We start from the raw sequence: 25,049 nt of genomic DNA, 5'->3' as shown, positions 1-25,049 counted from the left end.
CGTAGGCTCACCACGCCACTACGTTGCGCACCTTGTGCAACGCCTCGCGCAGCGCCGGCATGTCCACCGAACCCAATGCCAGACGCAACGCATGGGGCACGTGGGCTGAAACGGCAAACGGCTCGGCGGTGGAGACGGAGACGCCCTCGCGCTGCAAGGTCATGGCGACTTGGTCAGCGCGGGCGTCTTCCGCCAAAGGCAGCCACAGAAAATACGATGACGGGTGGCTGGTGTAGGCCAGCCCCTTCAGCACCTGCGCCGCCAAGACTTGCCGAGCCTGGGCATCCTGGCGCTTTTGTGCTTCCAGTTGGGCGACGGTGCCGTCCTCGATCCAGGCCACGGCGATCGCACTCATCACGCCGGGCACGTTCCAGGTGGTGGCCATGATGGTGCGTTCCAGCGCCTTCATCCACGCAGCGGGCGCGGCGACAAACCCCACTCGCAGCCCGGTGGCAACACTCTTCGACAACCCGCCCACATACACCGTGCGCTCCGGCGCCAGGCTGGCCAAGGGCGGCGGTGCGTCCTCGGCCAGAAACGCGTAGGCCGCATCTTCGATGATCATCAGGTTGTGCTGGCGGGCGATGGCTACCAGTTGCTCGCGCTGCTCAATGCCCATCACCCAGCCCAGCGGATTGTGCAGGGTCGGTATGCTGTACACCGCGCGCACCGGGCGCTTGCCACACAGGTTGCGCAGAGCTGTCAGGTCCGGGCCGCTGGCGGTGACGGGAATCGGGACGATTTCAAGATGCAGGGTCTCTGCCAGCACCTTGAACCCCGAATAGGTCAATGCGTCCACCGCGATCACATCCCCTGGCTTGAGCAACGCCATCATCGCCACCGCCAACCCATGCTGGGCACCACTGACCACCAGCACCTGCTCGGCGGCCACCGTCAGCCCCCGGCTCAGCAGGTGACGGGCAATGGTGGCTCGCTCATGCAGGCGACCGGCGTGGGGTTGATAACGCAGCAGCGCTTCAAGGTCGCCGGACAGCGCCAACTGGCGCAGCGCGGTGCGCAGCAAGTCGGCCTGACCGGGCAGCGAGGGGTAATTGAAATTGAGGTCGAGCATGCCCGTCGCGATGGCCATCTGCCCACTGCCCTGCCCTGGCGGTAACGTGATCTCCCGCACGAAGGTGCCGCGCCCGGTTTCCCCACTGACCAGGCCCATGGCTTCCAGCTCGGTGTACACGCGGCTCGCCGTGACCAGCGCCAGGCCGTGGTCGGCGGCCAATTGGCGATGGGTGGGCAAACGCATGCCGGGGGGCATTTTCCCGCTGCGGATGTCTTCGGCAAACCTGTCGACCAGTGACTTGTAGCGGGCGCGGGGCATTGGCGGTGTATCCATGACAATTTTTTGATTGTCTTAATCTTCGATCCTAGGATGGGCGCCACGCAACTTTTCTTTTTCCGGACAGCCCTCATGGAACGTACGTCTCCCCTCAGCGCCCTGGACAGCAGCACTCAGGGTTGGATCAATGGCTTTATCGGCGTGGTGATTTTCAGCGGTTCACTGCCCGCCACGCGCTTGGCGGTCATGGAATTCGATCCGGTGTTTCTGACGATGATCCGCGCCGCCATCGCCGCCGCATTGGGGCTGCTTCTGTTGTGGCTGCTCAAGGCGAAACGCCCCGCACGCGGTCAGTGGGTGCCTCTGGTGATCGTCTCACTGGGCGTGGTGATCGGCTTCCCCCTGCTCACCGCCCTGGCCCTGCAATACGTGACCTCTGCGCACTCAATCGTGTTTATCGGCCTGCTGCCCCTGGCCACGGCGGTATTTGGTGTACTGCGCGGCGGCGAGCGGCCGCGGCCGGTGTTCTGGGTGTTTTCGGTCCTGGGGAGTGCGTTGGTGATGGGTTATGCCTTGGCCCAAGGCTTGAGCGCGTCACCAGCGGGCGATGTGCTGATGCTGCTGGCGGTGCTGGTATGCGGATTGGGATACGCCGAAGGCGCGAAGCTGTCGCGCAGCCTGGGCGGTTGGCAGGTGATCTGCTGGGCGCTGGTGGTGTCGCTGCCGGTGGTGCTGCCGCTGAGCCTGATCCTTGCCCCGCCGCGTTTTACCGGCATCAGCCTCCCGGCCTGGCTGAGCCTGGGCTATGTGGCGCTGTTCAGCATGCTGATCGGGTTTGTGTTCTGGTATCGCGGCCTGGCTCAGGGCGGGATCGCGGCCGTCGGCCAGTTGCAGTTGCTGCAACCGTTCTTTGGCCTGGCGCTGGCGGCGGGCCTGCTGCATGAGCAGGTGAGCCTGGGCATGGTACTGGTGACAGTGGCGGTGATCGGCTGCGTGGCCGGCGCGAAAAAGGTCGCCCGCTAGCGCTGCGGCGCGACCATTTTGAATTTGATATGGATGTCGTTGGACACCACGCTGTTGCCGGCCCATTCACCGTCGCCGATCTTGAAATTGCCGCGATCAAGGATGAATTCGCCATCGAACACGCCAATGCCATCCAGCTCCTTGAGCAGCACCTGCACATCAACCGGGCGCGTGATGCCCTTGATAGTCAGGTTGCCGCTGATCTGGAAGCGGTTATCCCCCAGCGCCTTGACCCCGGTGGACTCATACACGCCCACCGGGTAGGTCGCGGTATCAAACCAGGACGCGCGTTGCAGGGTGTCATTGGTATCGCCGCTGCCGGCGTCGATGCTGGCGAGCTGGATCTTGAGCAACGCATGCCCCGCCCCCGGCGCCTGCGTATCGAAGGTCAAGGTGCCTTCGAACTCCTTGAACGTGCCATACATCCGCTGCCCGAGTTGCTCGTAGGTAAAACTGATCTGGCTGGCGGTGTGGTTGACGTCCTTGTACTCAACGGCCTGGGCGCTGGCGATAAAACCAAGGGCTACGGCTAACATTCGACGCTTCATTCAATTCTCCGCAAAAAAAATGGACGTACCCCCACAGACGCATGTTCTGCTGGACAGCGTAGCTGCCCGTGGCCGTGAAGGCTGAACCTGGTCTACATTGATTGCCACCGCCAATCGAGGATTGCACCGATGACTCGTCTCACCGCGAAAGACTTTGCCCCCGAACTGCTGGAACTCTACGACGGCTACGCCCACGGCAAGATCAACCGCCGTGAATTTCTCGACCGTGCGGCGTTGTTCACCTTCGCGGGCATGAGCGCTGGCGCACTGCTCGCCGCCCTGAGCCCCAATTACGCCCTGGCCGAGCAAGTGAAATTCACCGACCCGGACATCGTCGCCGACTACATCACCTACCCCTCGCCCAAGGGCAACGGCACGGTACGCGGCTACTTGGTGCGCCCGGCCAAGGCAGCGGGCAAGTTGCCGGCGGTGGTGGTGGTGCACGAAAACCGTGGCCTGAACCCCTATATCGAAGACGTCGCCCGACGCCTGGCCAAAGCCGGCTTTATTGCCCTGGCCCCGGATGGCCTGACCTCCGTTGGCGGCTACCCCGGCAATGATGAAAAAGGCGTGGCACTGCAACAGACCGTCGATCCGACCAAACTGATGAACGACTTCTTCGCCGCCATCGAATGGCTGATGCACCACGACAGCAGCACCGGCAAAGTCGGCATCACCGGCTTCTGCTACGGCGGCGGCGTGACCAACGCGGCAGCGGTGGCCTACCCCGAACTGGGCGCAGCGGTCTCCTTCTACGGCCGCCAGCCGGAGGCCAAGGACGTGCCGCGCATCAAGGCACCGATCATGCTGCACTTCGGCGAACTGGATACACGCATCAACGAAGGCTGGCCGCCGTACGAGAAAGCCTTGAAAGCGGCCGGCACAACCTATGAAGCGTTCATCTACAAGGGTGCCAATCACGGCTTCCACAACGACTCGACGCCGCGTTATGACGAAGCAGCGGCGAACCTGGCGTGGGAAAGAACGCTGGGCTGGTTTCGCAAATACCTGGCATGACCGGCGTTGCGGCGCGCCGGTCATGAGCATCTCCACCTCGTTGCCCCGCCGCCGTAGATACCGTCTTCACGCTCACCGGGCAAGCGCAAGGGAGAAATGTGTGCGGTATCTACGGGGTATCTTGTTCACCCTGGCGCCCTGGGTCAGTGCTCCAAAGCATACCGCCGACAATGGTTCAAATACCCCTGTTCATGACTCCCCACCAACTGCACCACACTGGTCCACAACCATGAGGGCGCATCCAATTCCCTCGACCGGTTCTCCTGCAACGTCGCCATCCACCCCTTGCGGGTCGCTCGGTCCATCTGCCGCGCATGAGCAACGCCAACCACCCGCGCCAGATAACCCGCGGCGTGCATAGCGTCAGTCTCGCTCAACTCATCGAGTTCCAACTTCATGTCCTGTGGCAGCAGTTCCCGAATAAAAAACCCGTGATCCAGAAACCGCGCCGCGACCATGCGTCCGCCCAGGCCCGGTGACAGCTGCCGCGCAGCTTCAACCACCCGGCGGCCATTATCCCTGGGCATCTTCGCCCGTGCGGCTCGGGGCGCAGCCGCGCCGACCGCCTCCTTGATGTCGATCAGGCAATATTCCTGATCATCCTTGTCGCCCACGCCGAGCAAGGCCGCGTAACGCAACAGACCCAGGGAGCTGCAGCCCTTGACCCAGTAAGCACAATCCAGGAGTTCGACCTTGGCGTCCTTGGGCCGACCTTTGAGCGAGGTGACCAATTGGTGGATCTCATCCGACGCACAGACGCCTTCCAGCGCGCTTTTTTCAGCCCGCGACAACGCCCAGAAATGCTTGCCCAGCGGGATGGTCGGCCGGGCGCTTTCGATGCGTTCGCGCGCCAGGTGCTTCCAGGTGCGCGCCACCGCGCTGCGCATGCCGGCCTTGACCTGGGACGGGCGTGGCGGTGCTTCGTCGGGTTTATCTTTGAAGGCCTGTTCGTAGCCCAGCATCATTTCTTCAAGCATGCGTGCGGTGGTCACACCAGGAAGGTCCGAGCCTCGCGCGGCGGTCGCCAGGGACAAGGCCAGGCGCACCAGGTCGTGGGCCGGGTTGCCGATCACAGCCTGGTCCAGGTCGCGGATATGCATATCGATGCGGCCTTCGTTGTCGCCGGTGGGGCCCAGGTTTCCGGCATGGCAATCGCCGCAGATCCAGATCGCAGGCCCGTTGGGTAAACGACGCCCCGGCAAACTGTGCAGCCAGTCGTAGAACTGCACGGTACTGCCGCGTACATAGGCGTGGGCCGAGCGCGCCATCTTCAGGTTTCGCAGTTGGGTAAGGTGAGGCATACGAGCGGAGGGGCGCGGTGTTTTCATGGAATAACTCTGTACAGGTGTAGCGGTAGAGCGGCGCGCATCGGCGAATGTTTCATTATGTTTCTAAAATAGTCGTTACGCTGGCCTTTTCCGCTACAGCCAGGCAAGCGACGTCATCGTTTGCCCAGCGCTGGCGAACTGCCTATATTTGCCTCGCCCGCGCAGGGTCTTTTTTTTCGATCACTTTCATGGAAACCCTCTCATGCCCCTCTCTATGCTCCCAGGCATGCGCACTGTCACGGCGATAGCCGCCCTTCTCGCTGCCGGCAACTGCCTGGCCGCCACTGACCTGCAAGCGGTGGTGGACGCCAGTGTGAAGCCGCTGATGCAGCAACAGGCCATTGCCGGCCTTGTCGTCGGCGTGGTTCAGGACGGCAACGTGCAGTATTTCAACTATGGCGTCGCATCCCGGGAGACGCGGCAGCCCGTCAACGAAAACACCCTGTTCGAAATCGGTTCGGTCAGCAAAACCTTCACCGCCACCCTCGCCGGTTATGCAGCAGCCACCGGCAAACTCAAGCTGTCGGCCCCGGCCAGCGACTACCTGCCTGCACTGGGCGGCGGCAAGTTCGACCACATCAGCGTGCTTAACCTGGGCACCTACACCGCCGGTGGCCTGCCCCTGCAATTTCCGCCTGAGGCCGACAACAACCAGCACATGATCAGCTACTTCCAGCAGTGGAAACCCGACTTCGCCCCTGGCACCCAGCGATTGTATTCCAACCCGAGCCTGGGCCTGTTCGGTTACCTCGCGGCGCAGAGCCTCAAGCAGCCGTTCGACCAGGCGATGGAAAAGACCCTGCTGCCCAAACTCGGGCTCAAGCACACCTTCGTCAAAGTGCCGACAAGCCAGATGGACCTGTACGCCCAAGGCTACGGCAAGGATGGCAAGCCGGTGCGCGTCGGCCCCGGCGCCATGGACAGCGAGGCGTACGGCATCAAGACCAGCGCCTCGGACCTGCTGCGTTATGTGCAAGCCAACATGCGCTCCGCGAAGCTGGAAACCGCCGTGCAACAGGCAATCGCCATCACTCATACCGGCTACTACACCGTCGACGGCATGACCCAGGGCCTGGGCTGGGAAATGTACCCCTACCCCATCACGCTCGATGCGTTGATTGACGGCAACTCCACACCCATGGCCATGGAACCGCACAAGGTCAACTGGCTAACGCCGGCGCAGGCGCCCCATGCCAACACCCTGGTGAACAAGACCGGCTCGACCAATGGGTTTGGTGCCTATGTGGCCTACGTGCCGAGCAAGGGATTGGGGGTGGTGATCCTGGCGAACAAGAACTACCCGAATGCGGAGCGGGTGAAAGTGGCCCATGCGATCTTGAGTACGCTGGACCACTAAAGCCTGGCACAAAAAGAACGGGGGGCGACGACGTTACTCGGCATACGCCCAGGTCATCCGAAACGACGCCCCACCCCATTGCGAGTCCACCACGTGCACCTGCCCGCCGTGCCACTGGGACACTCGCTGCACCAGCGCCAGGCCCAGGCCGAAGCCGCCGGTGCGGCGGTCGCGGCTGGCGTCCAGGCGCATAAACGGCTGGAAGATTTTCGCTCGTCCGTCCTCGGGCACTCCGGGGCCGTCGTCACACACCCGCACCTCATAACCGTTGCCGAATTTGATCAGCGACACGTCCACGCGGTGCTCGGCGTAACGGATGGCGTTGCGCAGCAGGTTGATCACCGCCCGCGCCATGAAGCGCGGTTCGATCTGGATCACATCCACCTCACAGGCACGCAGCGACAACTGGATGCCTGCCGCCTCCGCTTCCAGCGCGACGCTGCCGATCACGCTGTCGAGCCAGTTGTGGGCTTCGATGGGCTCGCGGGTGACCTGGGTCGCACCGCGCTCCAGGCTGGCGTAGGTCAGCAGTTCGGAGACCATTTCTTCCAGTTCGCCCAGGTCGGCGTACATATCGGCGATCAACTCGCCGCGTTGACGCGGATCGGCCTGCTGCTTGAGCTGGTCGAGTTCGAACGACAAGCGCGCAATGGGCGTGCGCAGCTCATGGGACACCGCGTTGGTCAGTTCGCGCTGGTTGGCGATCAGGCTCTCGATGCGCTCGGCCATTTGATTGAAGTGCCCGGCCAGTTCACGCACGGTGGAACGGCGCGGCAGCAGGATGCGCGAGCCGAGGTCGTTGTCGCCAAAACGTTGCGCGGCCAGGCGGATGTGCTCCAGATCACGCCAGTGCGGGCGCACCCAGAAATACAGCACCACCGCGAGGCACAGGCCCAGCAGGCTGTAGGCCCACAGGTACAGCCATTTAGGCTCTTCGGGGAGTTTGATTTCGAGCAGTTGCGGGCTGCTGTCGATACGGGCAATGAACTCCATGAAGTCACCGCGCACCACCAGGCGCCCGTCTGCCAGCAATTGTTGTTCACGGGGGCTCAGGGCCAACTCATCACGATGAACCAGCTTGAGCAGCAAGCCGTAATGGGGCTGCAGCTCGGCCAGCCGCGCCGGGCGAGCATCGGTCGGCAGCAGGCGCAGTTGTTCCACCAGGCCATACGCCGGGCCGCGCATGGCTTCGCGGTTATAGGTTTCGTTGGCTTCGGGCAGCAGCTCATCGAAGGTGTAGTTGACCAGCCAGATCGCCCCCGCCAAACCGAGCGCCAGGATGATGTACAGGCGCATGTACAAGCGCAGCATCTAGACCTCCCACGCGAACGGATTGAACAGATAACCCTTGCCCCAGATAGTCTTGATGCACACCGGTTCGCGGGGATTGTCGTTGAGCTTGCCGCGCAGTTTGCTGATGTACACGTCGACGCTGCGGTTAAGGCCGTCGAATGCAATGCCGCGCATGCGGTTGAGAATGTCATCGCGAGAAAGGATGGTGCCGGCGTTGCTGGCCAGCAACCACAGCAGTTCGAATTCCATGGTGGTGAGGTCGATCTTGTCGTCACCCAGACTGACCATCCGGCAACTGCGGTCGATGGCCAATCGACCGAATGCCAGCGCCCCGCGCACGGTCGGCTCCGGCAGCTGGCGACGTTGCAGCGCGCGCAGGCGCGCCAGCAGCACCGGCGGCTTGATCGGTTTGATCACGTAGTCATCGGCGCCGGATTCCAGGCCGAGGATATGGTCCAGGTCATCCTCCTTGGCGGTGAGGATGACGATGGGGGTGTCGGAAACGCTACGAATCTCGCGGCACACCTGCAGGCCGCTCTGGCCCGGCAGCATCAGGTCGAGTACGACGATTTTCGGCTTGAACGCCAGGAACGCCGCCAGGGCTTCATCGCCTCGGTGCACCACACGGGGCTCGAAGCCATGCTGTGATAAAAAATGCGCGATCAGCCCCGCCAGCTTTTCGTCGTCCTCAATGAGCAGAACCTTACCCTGACCCAGGTTTTCCATACGTTCTCTGTGTGCGCACGCGGATTGAAGAGCGCGCATTATAGGTGGCAAGCTGGGCAACTGAAGCATTCAGCCGGACGCTGCCACGCAAGCTTCATGTTATTAAGAGTTTTTTACAAATAGCCCGCACTCTTTAACGCCATTCACAAGGAGTTGTATGCGCAAGGATTACCTGGCGTTCTTTGTTTCGCTGTTCCTGTCGCGCCTGGCGGACCAGATCCTGCTGTTTATCGTGCCGCTGATCGTATTCCAGACCACGCGAAGCGTGTCGTGGGCAGGCCTGGCATTTTTTATCGAATCGCTGCCTCGCTTCCTGGCCTTCCCGGTGTGCGGCGCCCTGTGCGACAAGTATTCGCCGGTGCGCATCCTGCACATCAGCCAGGCCTACCGGGCGTTGGCCTGTGTGCTGGCGGTGGCACTGTACGGGATATTCGACGGTATCTACTGGCTGGTGCTGCTGTCTGCATTGTGCGGCGTGCTGACCACCCAAGGCATCATGGCCCGTGAGGTGCTGATGCCGCATATCTTCAAGCACTACACCTACACCAAGACCTTGTCCTATTCACAAATCGCCGACCAGAGCGGCCTGGTGCTGGGCCCGCTTGTGGCAGCGCTGATGCTCGAAATATGGCCTTGGCACTGGGTGGTGCTGGCTGTCGGCGGGCTGTTTGTGCTGGCAGACCTGGCCATGCTGATCTGGCAACGCACTACCACGGTGAGCCTGCAAAGCCATGCACAGCACCGTGACATCTGGTTGCAGCCGCTGCGCATTGCCTTCGGGCATATCCGCAGCCTGGCGGAACTGAAGCGGGTCATTACCCTCGCTGTCGGCGTGAACCTGTTGATTGGCGTGACACTGGCCACATCGGCGGCAATGGTTACGGGCCAATATGCAGCCAGCAAGGATACCTACGCCCTGCTGCAAGCGGCCGGCGCGGTCGCCACCATCGTCATCCTGTCTTACCTGGCACGCTCGTCATTGGCGCTGAAGGTCATGGGCGGGCTGTCGTATTCAACGATTGCCGCAGGGGCGTTGATCATGGCGGTCAGCCCGACCTTGTGGGGCTACACCTTGGGTTTCCTGCTGGTCACCGGTTTCGACAAGATGTTCAACGTGTACCTGCGCAGCACCCGTCAGCGGGTGATTCCGGCGCAGGACTTCGGTAAGACGGTGGGCGTGATCACCTTGATCAATAACCTGCCGCAACCCTTGGCAGGGCTGATGATTGCCATACTCGCAGCGCCACTTGGCACGCAAACAGTGATCCTGCTACTGACGGCGATCACCACCTTGCTCGGCGTGGCCGTGGCGTCAGGCTGGCACGCCACTGTGAAAGCGGAACTCGACGTCAGGTGACTCGATCAATTCTTGCTCGGCCGCCCTGACCCGCTCGATCACCTGGGCAATATCCTTGGCGTCGCCGTACTGATAAGCCAGTTTCAAGTAACCCTGGAAATGCCGCGCCTCGCTTTTCAGCAGGCCGAAGTAGAACTTGCTGAGTTCTTCGTCCAAATGCGGCACCAGCGCTTCGAATCGCTCGCAACTGCGCGCTTCGATAAAAGCGCCGACTACCAGAGTGTCCACCAGTTTCACTGGCTCATGACTGCGCACAACCTTGCGCAACCCCGAGGCATAGCGGCTGGCGTGCAACTGGCGCAGTTCGATCTTGCGCTTTTTCAGCAGGCGCATGACTTGCTCGTGGTGCACCAGCTCTTCGCGGGCCAGGCGCGACATCATGTTGATCAGGTCGACATGGCCGTGGTACTTGGCGATCAGGCTCAGGGCGGTGCTCGCGGCTTTGAATTCGCAGTTCTTGTGGTCGATCAGCAGGGTCTCCTGGTCGGCCAATGCAGCCTGGACCCAGGCGTCAGGGGTGCGGCAACCGAGGAATTCGTGGATTTCTGGCAGGTTCATCGGGCTCACGGGCAAAAGGATCACAAAAGGCCGGCGATTATACCGACCACGCCGCAGACCACCAGCCACTGGCCTTGATGTGCATCAACATGACGGCTGCCGGGCAGCAACTATAGTTACCCCACGCCCACTCTTTTGGAGTTCCCCACCATGCAAGCCATCCGCAGCATCCTGGTGGTCATCGAGCCCGAGCACTCAGAGAGCCTGGCCCTCAAGCGCGCCAAGCTGATCGCCGAGGTCACCGGCGCGCACCTGCACTTGCTGGTCTGCGACAAGAAACATGAGCATTCGGCACTGCTGAGTCTGCTCAAGGCAGGCTTGCAGGAGGATGGCTACAGCGTGACCACCGAGCAGGGGTGGAATGACAGCTTGCATGAAACCATCATCGACGTGCAGCAGGCCGAGGGCTGCGGCCTGGTGGTCAAGCAACACTTTCCCGACAGCCCGCTGAAAAAGGCGCTGCTGACGCCGGGGGACTGGAAGCTGCTGCGGTACTGCCCGACGCCGGTGCTGCTGGTGAAGACCGCTGCACCGTGGGCCGGCAAGGTGATTCTGGCGGCCATCGATGTGGGAAATAACGATGGTGAGCATCGCTCGTTGCACAACGCGATCATCGACCATGGCTTTGATATCGCCAGCCTGGCCAAGGCGCAACTGCATGTGATCAGCGCCCATCCGTCACCGATGCTGTCGGCAGCCGACCCGACCTTCCAGCTCAAGGAAACCATCGAGGCGCGCTACCGCGAGCAGTGCCGGGCATTTCAGGCCGAGTTCGATGTCGATGACAAACACCTGCATATCGAGGAAGGCCCGGCCGACGTATTGATTCCACATTTTGCCCACACACTGCAGGCGGCCGTGACCATCATCGGCACCGTAGCGCGCACCGGCATTTCCGGTGCACTGATCGGCAATACGGCAGAGGTAGTGCTGGATAAGGTCGAGGGGGATGTACTGGTACTCAAGCCCCAGACGTTGATGGATCATCTGGAAGAACTCGCCACCAAACCCTGAGACGCTGAAGCTCCCACATTTTGATCCGCGTTATCAGTCTGGTAGCGCGTCTCTGAGGAAACCGGGCGCGATATAGCGCTGGTAATGCGCCTCGGACAGGATAAAGAACTCACGGTCAATCGCATCGCGCAGGTCCGGCAAGGCCCAATCACGAAACTCCGGCAACAGCACCATGCCGTACGCCTCCAGGTTATTGATGACCCGCGCGCCACGGGCAATCAACTGATAAGCCCAGCAGTACTCGGACTGGTGCGGCACGAAGCGGATCTTGCGCTGTTCCAACTGACCGCGCAGGGTCTTGGGGTCGAAAATCTCCAGTTTGCCGGCCATCACCTGCACCAGCAGTTGCTCCAGACGCAGCCAAACCGCACGTTTTTGCTCTTCGTTGTAGCCATTCCACAGGATCACTTCGTGGTGGAAGCGCTTGCAGCCACGGCACACCAGATCGCCGTAAACCGTGGAGCACAGGCCGACGCAGGGGGTCTTGATGGTTTGGTTGGACATGGGCAACAACACACAAATCAGCGAAACAGTGCGCCATGTTAGCCCTTTGTCTAAGGTTGATCACCCAGCAAACTTGCCGTGGCAACTTACCTTTAGAAATTTTTTGCCGTAGAATCATCCGGCCTTGTAAGGCGCCAATAATCCGCTGGAAGCTGTTTTCAAAGCGTCACGAGCACAGTCGTTCCTTCAGAACGGTGTTGGCGCGGGTTTGACCCCGGTAGGTCAAAAACCGCGCCAACCCTCATCAGCTCCGTTCTGCAGGCGTAAAACTTTGAAAGCAGCTTCTGTGAGGAATGCCGGCAGCGCTGGCTTTGCGGCCCAAAAAGCCCCCGAGCGCATGCGTGCCGTTCATTTCTGGATGAGCGTCCCGTGGGACCACTGATGAGGGTAATAACTGTGCTTGAAGCCTACCGCAAACATATCGAAGAGCGTGCAGCCCTGGGTATTGTTCCCCAGCCGCTTAACGCCGAACAAACCGCAGGCCTGGTCGAGCTGCTGAAAAATCCTCCGGCTGGCGAAGAAGAATTCCTCGTTGACCTGATCACCAACCGCATTCCACCAGGTGTTGACGAAGCTGCCTACGTCAAGGCCGGTTTCCTGTCTGCCCTGGCCAAGGGCGAAGCCACTTCCCCCCTGATCGACAAGAAACGCGCTGTTGAACTGCTTGGCACCATGCAAGGCGGCTACAACATCGTGACGTTGGTCGAGCTGCTGGACGACGCCACGCTTGCGCCTGTCGCTGCCGCCCAACTCAAGCACACCCTGCTGATGTTCGATGCGTTCCACGACGTGGCCGAAAAAGCCAAGAACGGCAACGAGCACGCCAAAGGCGTGATCCAGTCCTGGGCTGACGGCGAATGGTTCCGCAACCGCCCTACCCTGGCTGACAAGATCAGCCTGCGCGTGTTCAAGGTCACCGGCGAAACCAACACCGACGACCTGTCCCCTGCGCCTGATGCCTGGTCCCGTCCAGATATCCCGCTGCACGCCCTGGCCATGCTGAAAATGGCTCGCGAAGGCATCGTGCCGGACGAGCAAGGCAAGACTGGCCCGATGAAGCAGATCGAAGAGATGCGTGGCCAAGGCTTCCCGATCGCCTACGTCGGTGACGTGGTCGGTACCGGTTCGTCGCGTAAATCGGCGACCAACTCGGTATTGTGGTTCTTCGGCGACGACGTTCCTTACGTGCCGAACAAGCGCGCCGGCGGCTTCTGCTTCGGCAGCAAGATCGCTCCGATCTTCTACAACACCATGGAAGATGCCGGCGCACTGCCGATCGAATTCGACGTTACCAACATGAACATGGGCGACGTGATCGACCTGTACCCCCATGCTGGCAAAGTCTGCAAACACGGCACCGACGAAGTCCTGACCACCTTCGAAATGAAGACCCCGGTATTGTTGGACGAAGTCCGCGCCGGCGGCCGTATCCCGCTGATCATCGGCCGTGGCCTGACCGACAAGGCTCGCGCCGAACTCGGCCTGGGCCCTACCGACCTGTTCAAGCTGCCTGAAGCGCCTGTCGACACCGGCAAGGGTTTCACCCTGGCGCAGAAAATGGTCGGCAAGGCCTGCGGCCTGCCGGAAGGCAAAGGCGTTCGTCCAGGTACGTACTGCGAACCGAAGATGACCACCGTGGGTTCCCAGGACACCACCGGTCCGATGACCCGTGACGAACTGAAAGACCTGGCGTGCCTGGGCTTCTCGACCGACCTGGTGATGCAGTCCTTCTGCCACACCGCGGCCTATCCAAAGCCGATCGACGTGACCACCCACCACACCCTGCCTGACTTCATCATGACCCGTGGCGGCGTATCGCTGCGCCCAGGCGACGGCATCATCCACAGCTGGCTGAACCGCATGCTGCTGCCGGATACCGTCGGTACCGGTGGTGACTCCCACACCCGTTTCCCGATGGGCATCTCGTTCCCGGCCGGTTCCGGTCTGGTCGCCTTCGCCGCAGCCACTGGCGTAATGCCACTGGACATGCCGGAATCGATCCTGGTGCGCTTCAAAGGCAAAATGAAACCTGGCATCACCCTGCGCGACCTGGTTCATGCCATTCCTTACTACGCGATCCAGTCCGGTCTGCTGACCGTCGAGAAGAAAGGCAAGAAAAACGCCTTCTCGGGCCGCATCCTGGAAATCGAAGGCCTGAACGACCTGACGCTGGAGCAGGCTTTCGAGCTGTCCGACGCCTCGGCCGAACGTTCGGCTGCCGGTTGCACCATCAAGCTGTCGAAAGAGTCCGTCACCGAGTACCTGAACTCCAACATCACCCTGCTGCGCTGGATGATCGGCGAAGGCTACGGTGATCCACGTACCCTGGAACGTCGTGCCCAAGCGATGGAAGCCTGGGTTGCCAACCCAGAGCTGATGGAAGCCGATGCCGACGCGGAATACGCCGAAATCATCGAGATCGACCTGGCCGAAATCAACGAGCCGATCCTCTGCGCACCGAACGACCCGGACGACGCCCGTCTGTTGTCCAGCGTTGCCGGCGAGAAGATCGACGAAGTGTTCATCGGCTCGTGCATGACCAACATCGGTCACTTCCGCGCTGCCGGCAAGTTGCTGGAACAGGTCAAGGGGCAGCTGCCAACCCGTCTGTGGCTGTCGCCGCCGACCAAGATGGACGCTCACCAACTGACCGAAGAAGGCTACTACGGCATCTACGGCAAGGCTGGCGCGCGCATGGAAATGCCGGGCTGCTCGCTGTGCATGGGTAACCAGGCACGTGTAGAACCGAACTCGACCGTTGTGTCGACCTCGACCCGTAACTTCCCGAACCGTCTGGGTGATGGCGCCAACGTCTACCTGGCCTCGGCTGAGCTAGCGGCAGTGGCCTCTACCCTGGGTCGCCTGCCGACCGTCGAAGAGTACATGGGCTACGCGGCGAAACTGGACACCATGGCCAGTGACGTCTACCGCTACCTGAACTTCGACCAGATCGCTGAGTTCCGCAAGATCGCAGCAAGCGCCAACATACCGGTGATTCAAGCCTAAGGTGTTGATGTGAAAAAACGCCGCGTATCGCAAGGTACGCGGCGTTTTTTTATGCCTGGAATACGATCTTCATAACACTGAAAAGCAAATGTGGGAGGGGGCTTGCCCCCGATGGCAGTGGGTCAGCCAATTCATGGGTGGCTGATACACCGCTATCGGGGGCAAGCCCCCTCCCACATTTAGACCTGTGCTGCCCTTGAAAGCTGCGTCAGACCTCAAGCAATAAACGAATACACCAACGCCGTAATCGCCACCAGGCCAACCGCCGTCACGAATACGTTGGACGCCTGCCCACGGTACTTGGCCATGGCCGGCACCTTGCGGATGGCGTACATCGGCATCAGGAACAGGATCGACGCAATGATCGGCCCGCCGAGGGTTTCGATCATGCCGAGGATGCTTGGGTTCAGCGTGGCAACGATCCAGCACACCACCAGCATAAAGGCAGCAGTCATGCGGTCCAGAGTCTTGGCCGCCGGACGACGACCACTCTTGAGCACCAAGCCCTTGAGGCCTTCACTGGCACCGATGTAGTGGCCCAGGAACGACTTGGCAATCGCCACGAACGCGATCAATGGCGCGGCAAACGCGATGGTCGGGTTGTTGAAGTGGTTGGCCAGGTACGACAGGATCGACAGGTTCTGCGCCTTCGCCTCAGCCAGTTGCGCCGGCGACAGGGTCAGCACGCAGCTGAAGACGAAGAACAGCACCATTACCACCATCAACAGGTGCGCGCGGGACAGGATCTGCGAGCTGCGCTCATCGGCATGGGCGCCGTACTGGCGTTTCTGGTCAACCGCGAAGGCCGAGATGATCGGCGAATGGTTGAAGGAGAACACCATCACCGGAATCGCCAGCCACAGGGTATTGAGCAACGCAGACGGCGCCGGGACTACACTGGCGGTGCTGAGGATGCCGCCGTTCCAGTGTGGGATCAGGTACACCGCGAGGAACAGCAAGGCGACGATAAACGGGTACACCATCAGGCTCATGGCCTTGACGATCACCTGCTCACCGCAACGCACCACGGCCAGCAGGCCAAGGATCAACACAAACGACAGGATCGCCCGTGGCGGCGGCAGGATGTGCAGTTGGTGTTCCATGAAGCTGCTGACCGTGTTGGTCAGCGCCACGCTGTAGATCAACAGGATCGGAAAGATGGCGAAGAAGTACAGCAAGGTGATCAGTGCACCCGCCTTGATACCGAAATGTTCTTCCACCACGTCAGTGATGTCCGAACCTTCACGCCCGGAGAGTACGAAACGGGTCAGGCCACGGTGGGCAAAGAACGTCATCGGAAACGCCAGCACCGCCAGGATCAGCAGCGGCCAGAAGCCACCCAGGCCGGCGTTGATGGGCAGAAACAAAGTACCGGCGCCGATGGCCGTGCCGAACAGGCCGAGCATCCAGGTGGTGTCCTGGCGGCTCCAGCTTGTGAGGGTTGCAGGTGTCGTTGCATAGCGTTCGTCGACGCTATTGGCCTGATCATTCATCCGGTCGGATCTCCGCATTTACACGGCCGGGACGAGTCAGAAAAACCTGACAGGCAGCGCCCCGACCATAGAAGGGGCCGGATTGTCCGGGATTCTTGTGAATAAGCAAAGACTTAGCTGAGGAATGGTAGTCCCGTGCCGCTGCGGCAGTCCTTGCATCAACCCCCTATAAAATGTCGCATACTCTCTCTTCCATACCGCCTCCCCAAGGAAGAGCCGTCCGATGACCACCACTGTCCTAGTCCTGGTTGAAACCATCAACGACTACCTGCCCATTATCGAGAGCAACGACTTTCATGTGATCCTGGCGCCGACGCCCGCCGAACGCGCCCAGGCCATCAAGGTTCACGGCGGCCAGATCCAGGCCGTGCTGACCCGTGGCCCGCTGGGTTTGTATGCCGAGGAAATCGCTGCCCTGCCGTTGCTGGAAATTATCTGCGTGATCGGCGCCGGCTATGAACATGTGGACCTGCAGGCGGCCAGCAACCGCGGGATCGTGGTCACCAACGGCGCCGGGGTGAACGCCCCGTCGGTGGCGGACCACGCCATGGCGCTGTTGCTGTCCCTGGTGCGCGGCATCCCGCAGACCGATGCCGCCGTGCGACGTGGGGAATGGCCCAAAGTGATGCGCCCTTCCCTCGGCGGCAAGCAGTTGGGCATTCTCGGACTGGGCGCCGTGGGCCTGGAGATCGCCAGGCGCGCCGCCCTCGGATTTGGCATGGAGGTGAGCTATCACAACCGCCAGCCCCGTGACGATGTGGACTACACCTACTGCGCCACGGCCGTGGAACTGGCGCGCACCTCGGATTTCCTGATCCTGGCCACGCCTGGAGGCCCGAGCACCCGTCACCTGATCGATCGTCTCGCCCTGGATGCTTTGGGGCCCAATGGCTACCTGGTGAATATCGGCCGTGGCAGCGTGATCGTCACCGCCGACCTGATCACTGCCCTTGAACAACGTCGCATTGGTGGTGCCGCGCTGGATGTGTTCGACGACGAACCCAATGTCCCCGACGCTCTCAAGCACCTGAGCAATGCCGTGCTCACCTCCCATGTGGCGGGCCTGTCGCCGGAAGCCGCCCACGACACCGTGCAACGGGTGGCCGACAATCTGGTGGAGTACTTCGCCGGCCGAGCGGTGCTCACCCCCGTAGCCTTGCCCGCGCCCGTAAAATGACCGATCAGGCACGCTGATCGCCCGCCAACACGCTAACCTATTAAGCCGCCCCGACCTTGTCGCTGGGCGGTTGTGCGCATTAGATTAGGAAATAGTCCAAGGCCTTTAGAATAAGCAGAAGGGATAAGCATGGCGCTGAATGACCAATCGACCCAGATTCGCCCAGGTGAAGAACTTGATGCCAGCCTGATCGATCCCTACCTCAAGGCCCATATCCCTGGCCTGAGCGGCACGCCCACGATCAGCCAATTTCCCGGCGGCGCGTCAAACCTGACTTACCTGCTGGAATACCCCGACCAGGAGTTCGTCCTGCGCCGCCCGCCGTTTGGTCACAAGGCCAAGTCCGCCCACGACATGGGCCGCGAATACCGCATTCTCAACCAGCTCAAAGACGGCTTCCCTTATTGCCCCAAGGCCTACGTGCATTGCACCGATGAATCGGTGATCGGCGCCGAGTTCTACGTGATGGAGCGCGTCAACGGCATCATCCTGCGCTCCGACCTGCCACCCGAACTGGGCCTGGACGCGACCAGCACCGAAGCCCTGTGCAAGAGCTTCATCGACAAGTTCGTCGAGCTGCATCAAGTGGACTACAACGCCTGCGGCCTGGCCGACCTGGGCAAGCCCGAAGGTTATGTGGCGCGCCAGATCCGCGGCTGGAGCGACCGCTACGAAAAAGCCCTGACCCCCGATGCGCCTAAATGGGAGGCGGTACGCGCCTGGCTCAATGACAAGATGCCAGCCGACCACGCCACATCCAGCATCGTGCACAACGACTACCGCTTCGATAATGTGATCCTGGACCCGCACAACCCGATGCAGATCATCGGCGTGCTGGACTGGGAACTGACCACCCTCGGCGATCCGTTGATGGACCTGGGCAACACCCTCGCCTATTGGATCGAAGCGGCGGACCCGGCCCCGGTGCAACTGATGCGCCGCCAGCCGAGCAATGCGCCCGGCATGCTGACCCGCCGTGAGTTCGTGGATTACTACGCCGAACGCTCAGGCATCCAGATCGACAATTTCGACTTCTACTACACCTACGGCCTGTTCCGCCTGGCCGGCATCGTGCAGCAGATCTACTACCGCTTCTTCCATGGCCAGACCCAGGACAAACGCTTTGCGCAGTTCATTCACATGAACAAGCTGCTGGAGCAGATGAGCCTGAACGTCATCGCTAAATCAGCCCTCTGATCGCACAAAAACAAGGAACCCCCATGTCCAAGACTCATCTGTTCGACCTCGACGGCAAGATCGCGTTTGTCTCCGGCGCCAGCCGTGGCATCGGTGAGGCCATCGCCAGGTTGCTGGCCCAGCAAGGCGCCCATGTAATCGTCTCCAGCCGCAAGCTTGAAGGCTGCCAGCACGTGGCCGACGCGATCATCGCAGACGGCGGCAAGGCCACGGCAGTTGCCTGCCACATCGGTGAAATGGAGCAGATCACCCAGGCGTTCGCCGGCATTCGCGAACAGTTCGGCCGCCTGGATATCCTGGTCAACAATGCCGCCACCAACCCGCAGTTCTGCAACGTGCTGGACACCGACCTGGGTGCATTCCAGAAGACCGTTGACGTGAACATTCGTGGGTACTTCTTCATGTCGGTGGAAGCCGGCAAGCTGATGCGCGAAAACGGCGGTGGCAGCATCATCAACGTGGCTTCGATCAACGGCATCTCGCCGGGTGTATTCCAGGGCATCTACTCGGTGACCAAGGCCGCCGTGATCAACATGACCAAGGTGTTCGCCAAGGAATGCGCCGAGTTCGGCATCCGCTGCAATGCCCTGCTGCCAGGCCTGACCGACACCAAGTTCGCCTCGGCACTGGTGAAGAACGACGCGATCCTGAAAATGGCCCTGGCGCAGATCCCGCTCAAGCGCGTGGCCGACCCAAGCGAGATGGCCGGTGCGGTGCTGTTTTTGGCCAGTGATGCGTCCAGCTATACCACCGGCGTGTCGCTGAATGTGGACGGTGGTTTCCTGTCCTGACGCCAGCAAACAAGGGAGCGAACGTGCTCGCTCCCGATACCGCCCGCTACGCTTAGAAATCGACCGGGCTCATGTCTATCTTGAAAATGCACAGCTTGCCTTCGGGAGTAGTGACGCCTAATAACTTGAATAATTGCCCATTACTCATGGCCTCGAAAACACGTCGTGCTGCAGGCAAATTGGGATCGGATGACTTCAATACGTTGTGCACCCACGTGTTGGTCATTTGCCGTGAGTGTACTGTCGATCCGAGACTGACGCTGCCAAGCTTGCCGGCAGAGTTAGAGCTGACATGCTTGGCTTCCAGAAGATAGATACTTCCAGTCGGCCCTTCAAACACGCAATCGAAGCCATTCTGCCCTTCGCCGTAGGTTCCGCCACGCAGCAACGTATACCCATCCTCGGTCAATCGGGCCTCATACATCTTTTCATTCAATTTACCCTTGCCCTTGTCGTCGCGGGCATCACGTACTACTTTCCACTTTTCCAGCAGCGCATTTTCGGACTGCGATCGCTCTCTCTCAGGATAGTACAGTTGCATTTGCCCCACGATGCGCTGCATGTTGAAGTTACCGTTCTTTGAGCATTTGATTGTTGCCAAACCTTGAAGCGCGTCAAATTTCGGCATTCCCGGCGGCAGCGCATTGTGAATTGACGCCAGACAGTCATAAGGGTAACCCTGCCGCCATATATAAGCGTCTATCAACGCGCCTTTTTCCGCTACCGGTGCACGGCGGATGTTCGGTTCACAAAACCCTATTATTTGCCGTAAATAACTGCGCACATAACTGTATACCCGCTGGTCAATACTGCTATTAACCCAATCGAACGCCCCCGTTCGCCCCGGATACCCGCAGATCGCTCGGGATGACTGTAGAAGATTTGGTATTTTATCGATGGCGAGTACCGGCACCCACGAGTCGGGGGCGCCGCCCATTTCAATGAAGATATCTGGTACGCCTTGAGTGCCTGCCCCGACCATTTTAAAATGCAACTGCGCGCTGTCGAACAAGACTTTGCAAAACCCGGAGTTCATCGATAAATACTGCACATTATTGATTGTATAAATACCCTCCTCCCCGATCCATCCAACCTTTTTCAGTATACCTGTCTTACCCACTGCAAACAGATCGGAAACTGCAAGAGGAACATTGCCTGACAAGTTCCCATAGTTGACATCCATAAAATATAGTTCGGCCCCGATCATGAAGGGTTTTTTTCCACGAAATACAGGCACGTTCGTAAGCGGGACATTTACCGGCAATGTATAAAGATCAATATTCCAGACTGGGTCAATACGTGCGACGTTCGATAAACTAATAGTGTTCGCTGCAGCGGCCAGCGAGGCCGATGAAGTACTGTGACTCAATGAGGAAGAGGATGAACTGGCGCTTATGCTTGGGGAAGAAGAGGATGAGTCGATTGAAGTACCGGCGCGCCAAGTGTTCGACGCTTGCATCCGGTGAAGTGCCGGGCCGCGTACCTGGCGCGAACTGAGCGGCCGTTCTCGCCATTCGCCGGTGCTGGGATCGCGCTCGACAACAATCGTTGTTATCTCGTTCAGGTTGGGGCCGGTTTTAAGGTTTAAGTAAGTTCGCTCTTCAGACTCCCGCAGCCCGGTGACGGGATCAGGTGCCGGTATGGGGTCGCCAGGGGGAACGAACACAGCGCCTGAAGTGGCGTCGGAGGATGACGGCAAATCAATAATGCGCCGATAAGTCGCGCCAGATACGTCAGGAGAAAGATCACCTTGAACGGGTATGGCGACAGGCGGTCTGGGCCCGGCGGCGAAGTCAAAGACAGGCGAAGAAACCCGGGCGTCGGGAGCGGCACCGCTGGGGCGGTTGGTCGCGCGCCCTGGAGCCGACTGTAACGGGGGGGAAGTAAATTGCTTCATAGAATGTCCTTAGACTATGTAATGACTGACTGAAAGAGCCGCATTAAATTAACGTGAGCACGTCAACTTAAATTGAAATAACGAGTTGATCGGCCGAAACAGGCCGCATGCCCTCGGCCTTCAACTTCCAGTCATCAGCCGCAACATCATAATAAATACTTCCCAGCGTCCCATCGGCCATGTTGATACCCACTATCGGAATGAGAGGTACAAACACAGTGCTTCTTTGTCGGCTCTGACGTAATAACTTGAGCAGCCCGGCAACCGAGCTGCCAAGCGTGGCGGTCACCTGTGAGAGGTAGGCTTTTTTGATATCCAACCTGATGTCATAACGCGCCCCTTCCCTTGAGTGAATTCTTATATTTTCCAGCGGCACATCCGGATCGTCATACACGGGCACTTGTACCGAGACACTGCCGATTTTCAGGTGGCCGGCGCTGACAACAATACTGTCGATATCAACGCTCTCGACCAGCCCGGTACAGTAAACATCCCATGTCGACGCATCAGACGTTTTACGCAAAGCGCCTGGCGTTGACAGTTCGATATTTGCCCAAGACGTTAGATAAACCTCATACACCCCACCTCGTCCTGACAACAGATAACTTGACGTGTGTGGTGCCTCACATAATTCCACCCGTTGTGGTCGGGCAGTCAAGTTTATGTTTTTGGCCCGTCGCGGCCTGAAGAATGGATAATGGCCGTACCTCAACACCAGCGAGCGCATACCGTCGTCTACCGTATAACCTGGGCTGGCATGATCACGAATATAAGACTGTGTGGGCGGCAACAGCCGATAAGAAACGCCGTTGCGCATAACGACTATAAACTCAGCGCGCAATTTGAATGCCGATGCCTGCAATGCCCCGCCGACACTTGTCCAGGTGGCGACCCGTTGCGCTGCATAGTCGTTAAGGCTAAGGATTCGACCGTCGTTGAATTTAAATGTGATCTGCGCATTTTCATAATACAAATATTCAAAATTACCGCATCGTCGCGACGACACCTCATAGCTCGTATACACCCCGGCGAGTTCACTACTGTCATAGTCCACATACAGGCAGCAGCGGGAGCGTTCATCAATAACACCCGTCTCAACGGTTGTCATGGCATGACCGCGGACGACAAAGTAATTACAACTGCCTGGCGCCAGAGTCACCGACTGACCAGGCCCCAGAATAACGGGGAATACCGTTGGGCCGGAGGGTACGACGACCTCCATGCTCACCTGCGGCTCCCCTGCCGCCTCCAATTCCTCAAGCAGCAACGGCACGATTCGATAGCCGTCCTGCGTCAGAAAGCTGAACAGTTTATTGACCAGACAACGCTTGCCGTCGCGTGCCACGTAGACGTTCTCGATAGTGACGCTGGGGCCTGGCCATTCGCCGTCCTGCCCCCTGGTGGACGTCACCTTCAGATCATTACCCGCTATCCACCAACGCTGAATACGGTTGAATGCCCAGTTAAGCAAAATGAGGCTCTGCTGCTGGCCATCCTCTTCAATAACGACATCCCTCGCACTCTCAGAGATTTCGTAGTAGTCGGCGCCTGGCCCACCGTTCACCCTGGCAGCCACGCCATTGATCAGTAACTGATCATCCCCTGCTTTAGCATCGGCGTTATCTTGGCGCCCCTTCAACACGATACGATTGGCTTCACCGGTACCGGTAACAACGCTGGAGGCACCCGCCAGGGTCGAAACATTTTCGATGCCCCACAACCGCATAGTCTGTTCACCGTTGCGAGCATTGTCGGTGACCAGATGCACAGTCCCCGCATCAAGGTTCACATTGAACCCGACAGCATCCGCCCGCCCTGCCACGCCGGCAAAGTTCAAGGTGTCGATGCCTGCGTTACCGACCAGATTCGAGATGGGCACAGGCGTCTCTACGGCAGCAAAGGTGCCCGGCGGCACGCTGAACATGAATTCATCGTTCTGGCTACCGCCAACCAGGTGCTTTTTGCCCTCGTCATAGTGGAAGTGGTTCGGGCCGTCACGCATGCCCGCCACAAAGTCGTTGCCCCCGCCGAGCAACCAGACCACACCTTTTTCAGGCCCCTTGGTGCCCCAGGTTGCATCGGGCAGTTGATCAATGGCCCCCGCTTGACCCGCGTCGATGTAGTCATCCGCATCCTGAATGACCGGCTCACGAACTTTCGTGTAGGGGCTCTCCCCCGCCTCATCATCCCATTGATACTTCCAATGCTGCACCGTCTGCAGGCGCACCTCGAACTTGCCATTGACAACGGCCTGCACACTGTCTTTCAGCTCGCCGTCAAGCATTGCCCTGGCCTGGGTCTTCAGGCTTGCTGAATAGACGCTGTGCGTGCGACTGATCTTGTAGCGATCAAGTACGCTTTCATCGAGTTCAATACCTGCAAACGAAAACCAGCCGCTGCGCAGACGCTCGTGGGTGCTCAGCTCGATGTAATCATCTATCTCGTCCACCACTCGACCCGCCGCGTAGGCGCGCGCGCCGATGATCAGCAGCGCCGAGGCGAGCACACCCACCGGTCCGGCTGCACTGAACCCTGCCAACGCAGCCACCCCAAGCCCAATACTCAGCGTTGCGCTGGCGAGACTCAAACCGGCTTCGACGTACAAGTCCTGAGCTTCCTTGCCTTTTGACTTCAGCGCATTTGAAAGAGCGATGCCCGCCTGGGCAAGATCAAAAGGCACGGTCAATATCGAAGCAATCAACCCAGCACCGCGCCGCAACAACAAACCGGCGCGCGATGCGCCAAAACCGCTGTAGGCCGCATGGGCGGCACCCATCATTTTTTTGCCGATACGCTCCAACGCCAGCTCAAGCCCCACGGATAACCCTTCCGCAGTCAACGCACCCGCCTCAAACAATAGCGTAGCGGTGTCGCCCGTTCTGATCGCTTCGCCTATACCTTGTATTGCACTGTAGAAACCGTAGAGCTGAAGGCCGGAACCCAGGGTTTGAACGCTGCCGCTTCTGACTTTGTCGGCCCAGGCCGGCAGAGAGTCTGCGGCACTCATGTCGTTAAGATTGACGTTTTGTACCGACTTCAAAAGTCGCTCCAACTTGGTGACCTGCGTAGCGGAAGCATGCGTGTCACTCAACAAGGCAGGCGCCACTTGCGAACGCAGTGATGCCAGTTCAAACAACGTCGCAGTGGCCTGGTTACCCGTGTCATCGCAACAGGCCGCCAGATACGTCTCAAGATGTGAAGCAGAAAATGTCACTTGGTCAATCAAGCCCTGATCCGCTTCACTGACCGTAAACCGCCGTTCGGAAAGCGGCGCTCCTGCCACACGCGCGCCCATTTTATCCAGGGCCACCCGGCTGGCCGATATCTCGCCAATACTCATCGGTCCCAGTTTTTTATCCAGATCCGTCAAAGCCTTTTGACGTTGCTGTGAGGCCGATGCAGCCTCTTGTTGCAACTCGTCCATAGAATGGAACTCCAGTCATCGACGATAAAAAATCGCCTGATCAATGCG

19 protein-coding genes are annotated in these 25,049 nt (G+C 59.8%); 9 read left to right on the top strand and 10 right to left on the bottom strand.

Annotated features, from left to right (window positions below):
• Positions 1-7 precede the first annotated feature (7 nt).
• Positions 8-1,333, bottom strand: coding sequence for a PLP-dependent aminotransferase family protein (locus EJD88_RS08780; protein ID WP_158877749.1), 1,326 nt, complete (start codon positions 1,331-1,333; stop codon positions 8-10).
• 90 nt (positions 1,334-1,423) lie between these two features.
• Between EJD88_RS08780 and EJD88_RS08775 the strand changes: the two genes are divergently transcribed.
• Positions 1,424-2,314, top strand: coding sequence for a DMT family transporter (locus EJD88_RS08775; RefSeq protein WP_158877747.1), 891 nt, complete (start codon positions 1,424-1,426; stop codon positions 2,312-2,314).
• Here the strand turns inward: EJD88_RS08775 and EJD88_RS08770 are convergent.
• Positions 2,311-2,862, bottom strand: coding sequence for a YceI family protein (locus EJD88_RS08770; protein ID WP_158877745.1), 552 nt, complete (start codon positions 2,860-2,862; stop codon positions 2,311-2,313). The genes EJD88_RS08775 and EJD88_RS08770 overlap by 4 nt on opposite strands.
• A 129-nt stretch (positions 2,863-2,991) precedes the next feature.
• Here EJD88_RS08770 and yghX point away from each other — a divergent pair, with 129 nt between their 5' ends.
• On the top strand, positions 2,992-3,879 hold the full coding sequence (yghX, locus tag EJD88_RS08765) for a YghX family hydrolase (RefSeq protein WP_099585354.1): 888 nt from the start codon (positions 2,992-2,994) through the stop codon (positions 3,877-3,879).
• A 143-nt stretch (positions 3,880-4,022) separates the two neighbouring features.
• Here yghX and EJD88_RS08760 read toward each other — a convergent pair whose 3' ends face one another.
• On the bottom strand, positions 4,023-5,207 hold the full coding sequence (locus EJD88_RS08760) for a DUF2252 family protein (RefSeq protein ID WP_112195585.1): 1,185 nt from the start codon (positions 5,205-5,207) through the stop codon (positions 4,023-4,025).
• Between the two features lie 202 nt (positions 5,208-5,409).
• Here EJD88_RS08760 and ampC point away from each other — a divergent pair, with 202 nt between their 5' ends.
• Positions 5,410-6,564: a class C beta-lactamase gene (ampC, locus tag EJD88_RS08755; protein WP_178117095.1), complete on the top strand. Its 1,155-nt coding sequence runs from the start codon at positions 5,410-5,412 to the stop codon at positions 6,562-6,564.
• Positions 6,565-6,597: 33 nt separating this feature from the next.
• Here ampC and EJD88_RS08750 read toward each other — a convergent pair whose 3' ends face one another.
• The gene (locus EJD88_RS08750; protein WP_158877743.1) at positions 6,598-7,875 is read right to left on the bottom strand and encodes an ATP-binding protein; all 1,278 of its coding nucleotides are present in this window, start codon (positions 7,873-7,875) and stop codon (positions 6,598-6,600) included.
• Positions 7,876-8,583, bottom strand: coding sequence for a winged helix-turn-helix domain-containing protein (locus tag EJD88_RS08745; protein WP_112195589.1), 708 nt, complete (start codon positions 8,581-8,583; stop codon positions 7,876-7,878).
• Between the two features lie 157 nt (positions 8,584-8,740).
• Between EJD88_RS08745 and EJD88_RS08740 the strand changes: the two genes are divergently transcribed.
• Entirely contained in the window at positions 8,741-9,940 is a 1,200-nt protein-coding gene (locus EJD88_RS08740) for an MFS transporter (RefSeq protein ID WP_158877741.1), read from the top strand.
• Here the strand turns inward: EJD88_RS08740 and EJD88_RS08735 are convergent.
• Entirely contained in the window at positions 9,896-10,498 is a 603-nt protein-coding gene (locus EJD88_RS08735; RefSeq protein ID WP_099585360.1) for a tRNA-(ms[2]io[6]A)-hydroxylase, read from the bottom strand. The genes EJD88_RS08740 and EJD88_RS08735 overlap by 45 nt on opposite strands.
• Before the next feature lie 150 nt (positions 10,499-10,648).
• Between EJD88_RS08735 and EJD88_RS08730 the strand changes: the two genes are divergently transcribed.
• Entirely contained in the window at positions 10,649-11,512 is an 864-nt protein-coding gene (locus EJD88_RS08730) for a universal stress protein (protein WP_158877739.1), read from the top strand.
• A gap of 33 nt (positions 11,513-11,545) precedes the next feature.
• Here EJD88_RS08730 and EJD88_RS08725 read toward each other — a convergent pair whose 3' ends face one another.
• On the bottom strand, positions 11,546-12,016 hold the full coding sequence (locus tag EJD88_RS08725; protein ID WP_158877737.1) for a DUF1289 domain-containing protein: 471 nt from the start codon (positions 12,014-12,016) through the stop codon (positions 11,546-11,548).
• 396 nt (positions 12,017-12,412) lie between these two features.
• On the opposite strand from EJD88_RS08725, the gene acnB reads away from it, so the two are divergent.
• A complete protein-coding gene (gene acnB / locus EJD88_RS08720) occupies positions 12,413-15,022 on the top strand; it encodes a bifunctional aconitate hydratase 2/2-methylisocitrate dehydratase (RefSeq protein WP_099585364.1) in 2,610 nt (869 codons plus the stop codon).
• Positions 15,023-15,237: 215 nt separating this feature from the next.
• Here acnB and EJD88_RS08715 read toward each other — a convergent pair whose 3' ends face one another.
• Entirely contained in the window at positions 15,238-16,515 is a 1,278-nt protein-coding gene (locus EJD88_RS08715; RefSeq protein WP_158877735.1) for a serine/threonine transporter, read from the bottom strand.
• Positions 16,516-16,738: 223 nt separating this feature from the next.
• On the opposite strand from EJD88_RS08715, the gene EJD88_RS08710 reads away from it, so the two are divergent.
• From EJD88_RS08710 to EJD88_RS08700, 3 genes are all read left to right on the top strand, one after another.
• A complete protein-coding gene (locus EJD88_RS08710; RefSeq protein ID WP_099585366.1) occupies positions 16,739-17,692 on the top strand; it encodes a 2-hydroxyacid dehydrogenase in 954 nt (317 codons plus the stop codon).
• Positions 17,693-17,821: 129 nt separating this feature from the next.
• On the top strand, positions 17,822-18,889 hold the full coding sequence (locus EJD88_RS08705; RefSeq protein ID WP_158877733.1) for a phosphotransferase family protein: 1,068 nt from the start codon (positions 17,822-17,824) through the stop codon (positions 18,887-18,889).
• Between the two features lie 23 nt (positions 18,890-18,912).
• Positions 18,913-19,680 (top strand): SDR family oxidoreductase, encoded by a 768-nt coding sequence (locus tag EJD88_RS08700; protein ID WP_158877731.1) that lies wholly within the window; start codon positions 18,913-18,915, stop codon positions 19,678-19,680.
• A gap of 52 nt (positions 19,681-19,732) precedes the next feature.
• On the opposite strand, the gene EJD88_RS08695 is transcribed toward EJD88_RS08700, so the two are convergent.
• Together EJD88_RS08695 and EJD88_RS08690 are read right to left on the bottom strand one after the other, a co-directional pair.
• Complete coding sequence (locus EJD88_RS08695) at positions 19,733-21,577, bottom strand: hypothetical protein (RefSeq protein WP_158877729.1); 1,845 nt, start codon at positions 21,575-21,577, stop codon at positions 19,733-19,735.
• Between the two features lie 67 nt (positions 21,578-21,644).
• Positions 21,645-25,001, bottom strand: a complete 3,357-nt coding sequence (locus EJD88_RS08690; protein WP_158877727.1) for a calcium-binding protein — start codon at positions 24,999-25,001, stop codon at positions 21,645-21,647.
• Between the last annotated feature and the right edge of the window lie 48 nt (positions 25,002-25,049).

Source organism: Pseudomonas sp. PB105 (assembly GCF_009764655.1).
Lineage (GTDB): Bacteria > Pseudomonadota > Gammaproteobacteria > Pseudomonadales > Pseudomonadaceae > Aquipseudomonas > Aquipseudomonas cyclaminis.
The sequence above is the reverse complement of the archived record's forward strand: the minus strand, read 5'-3'. Positions and strand labels throughout refer to the sequence as shown.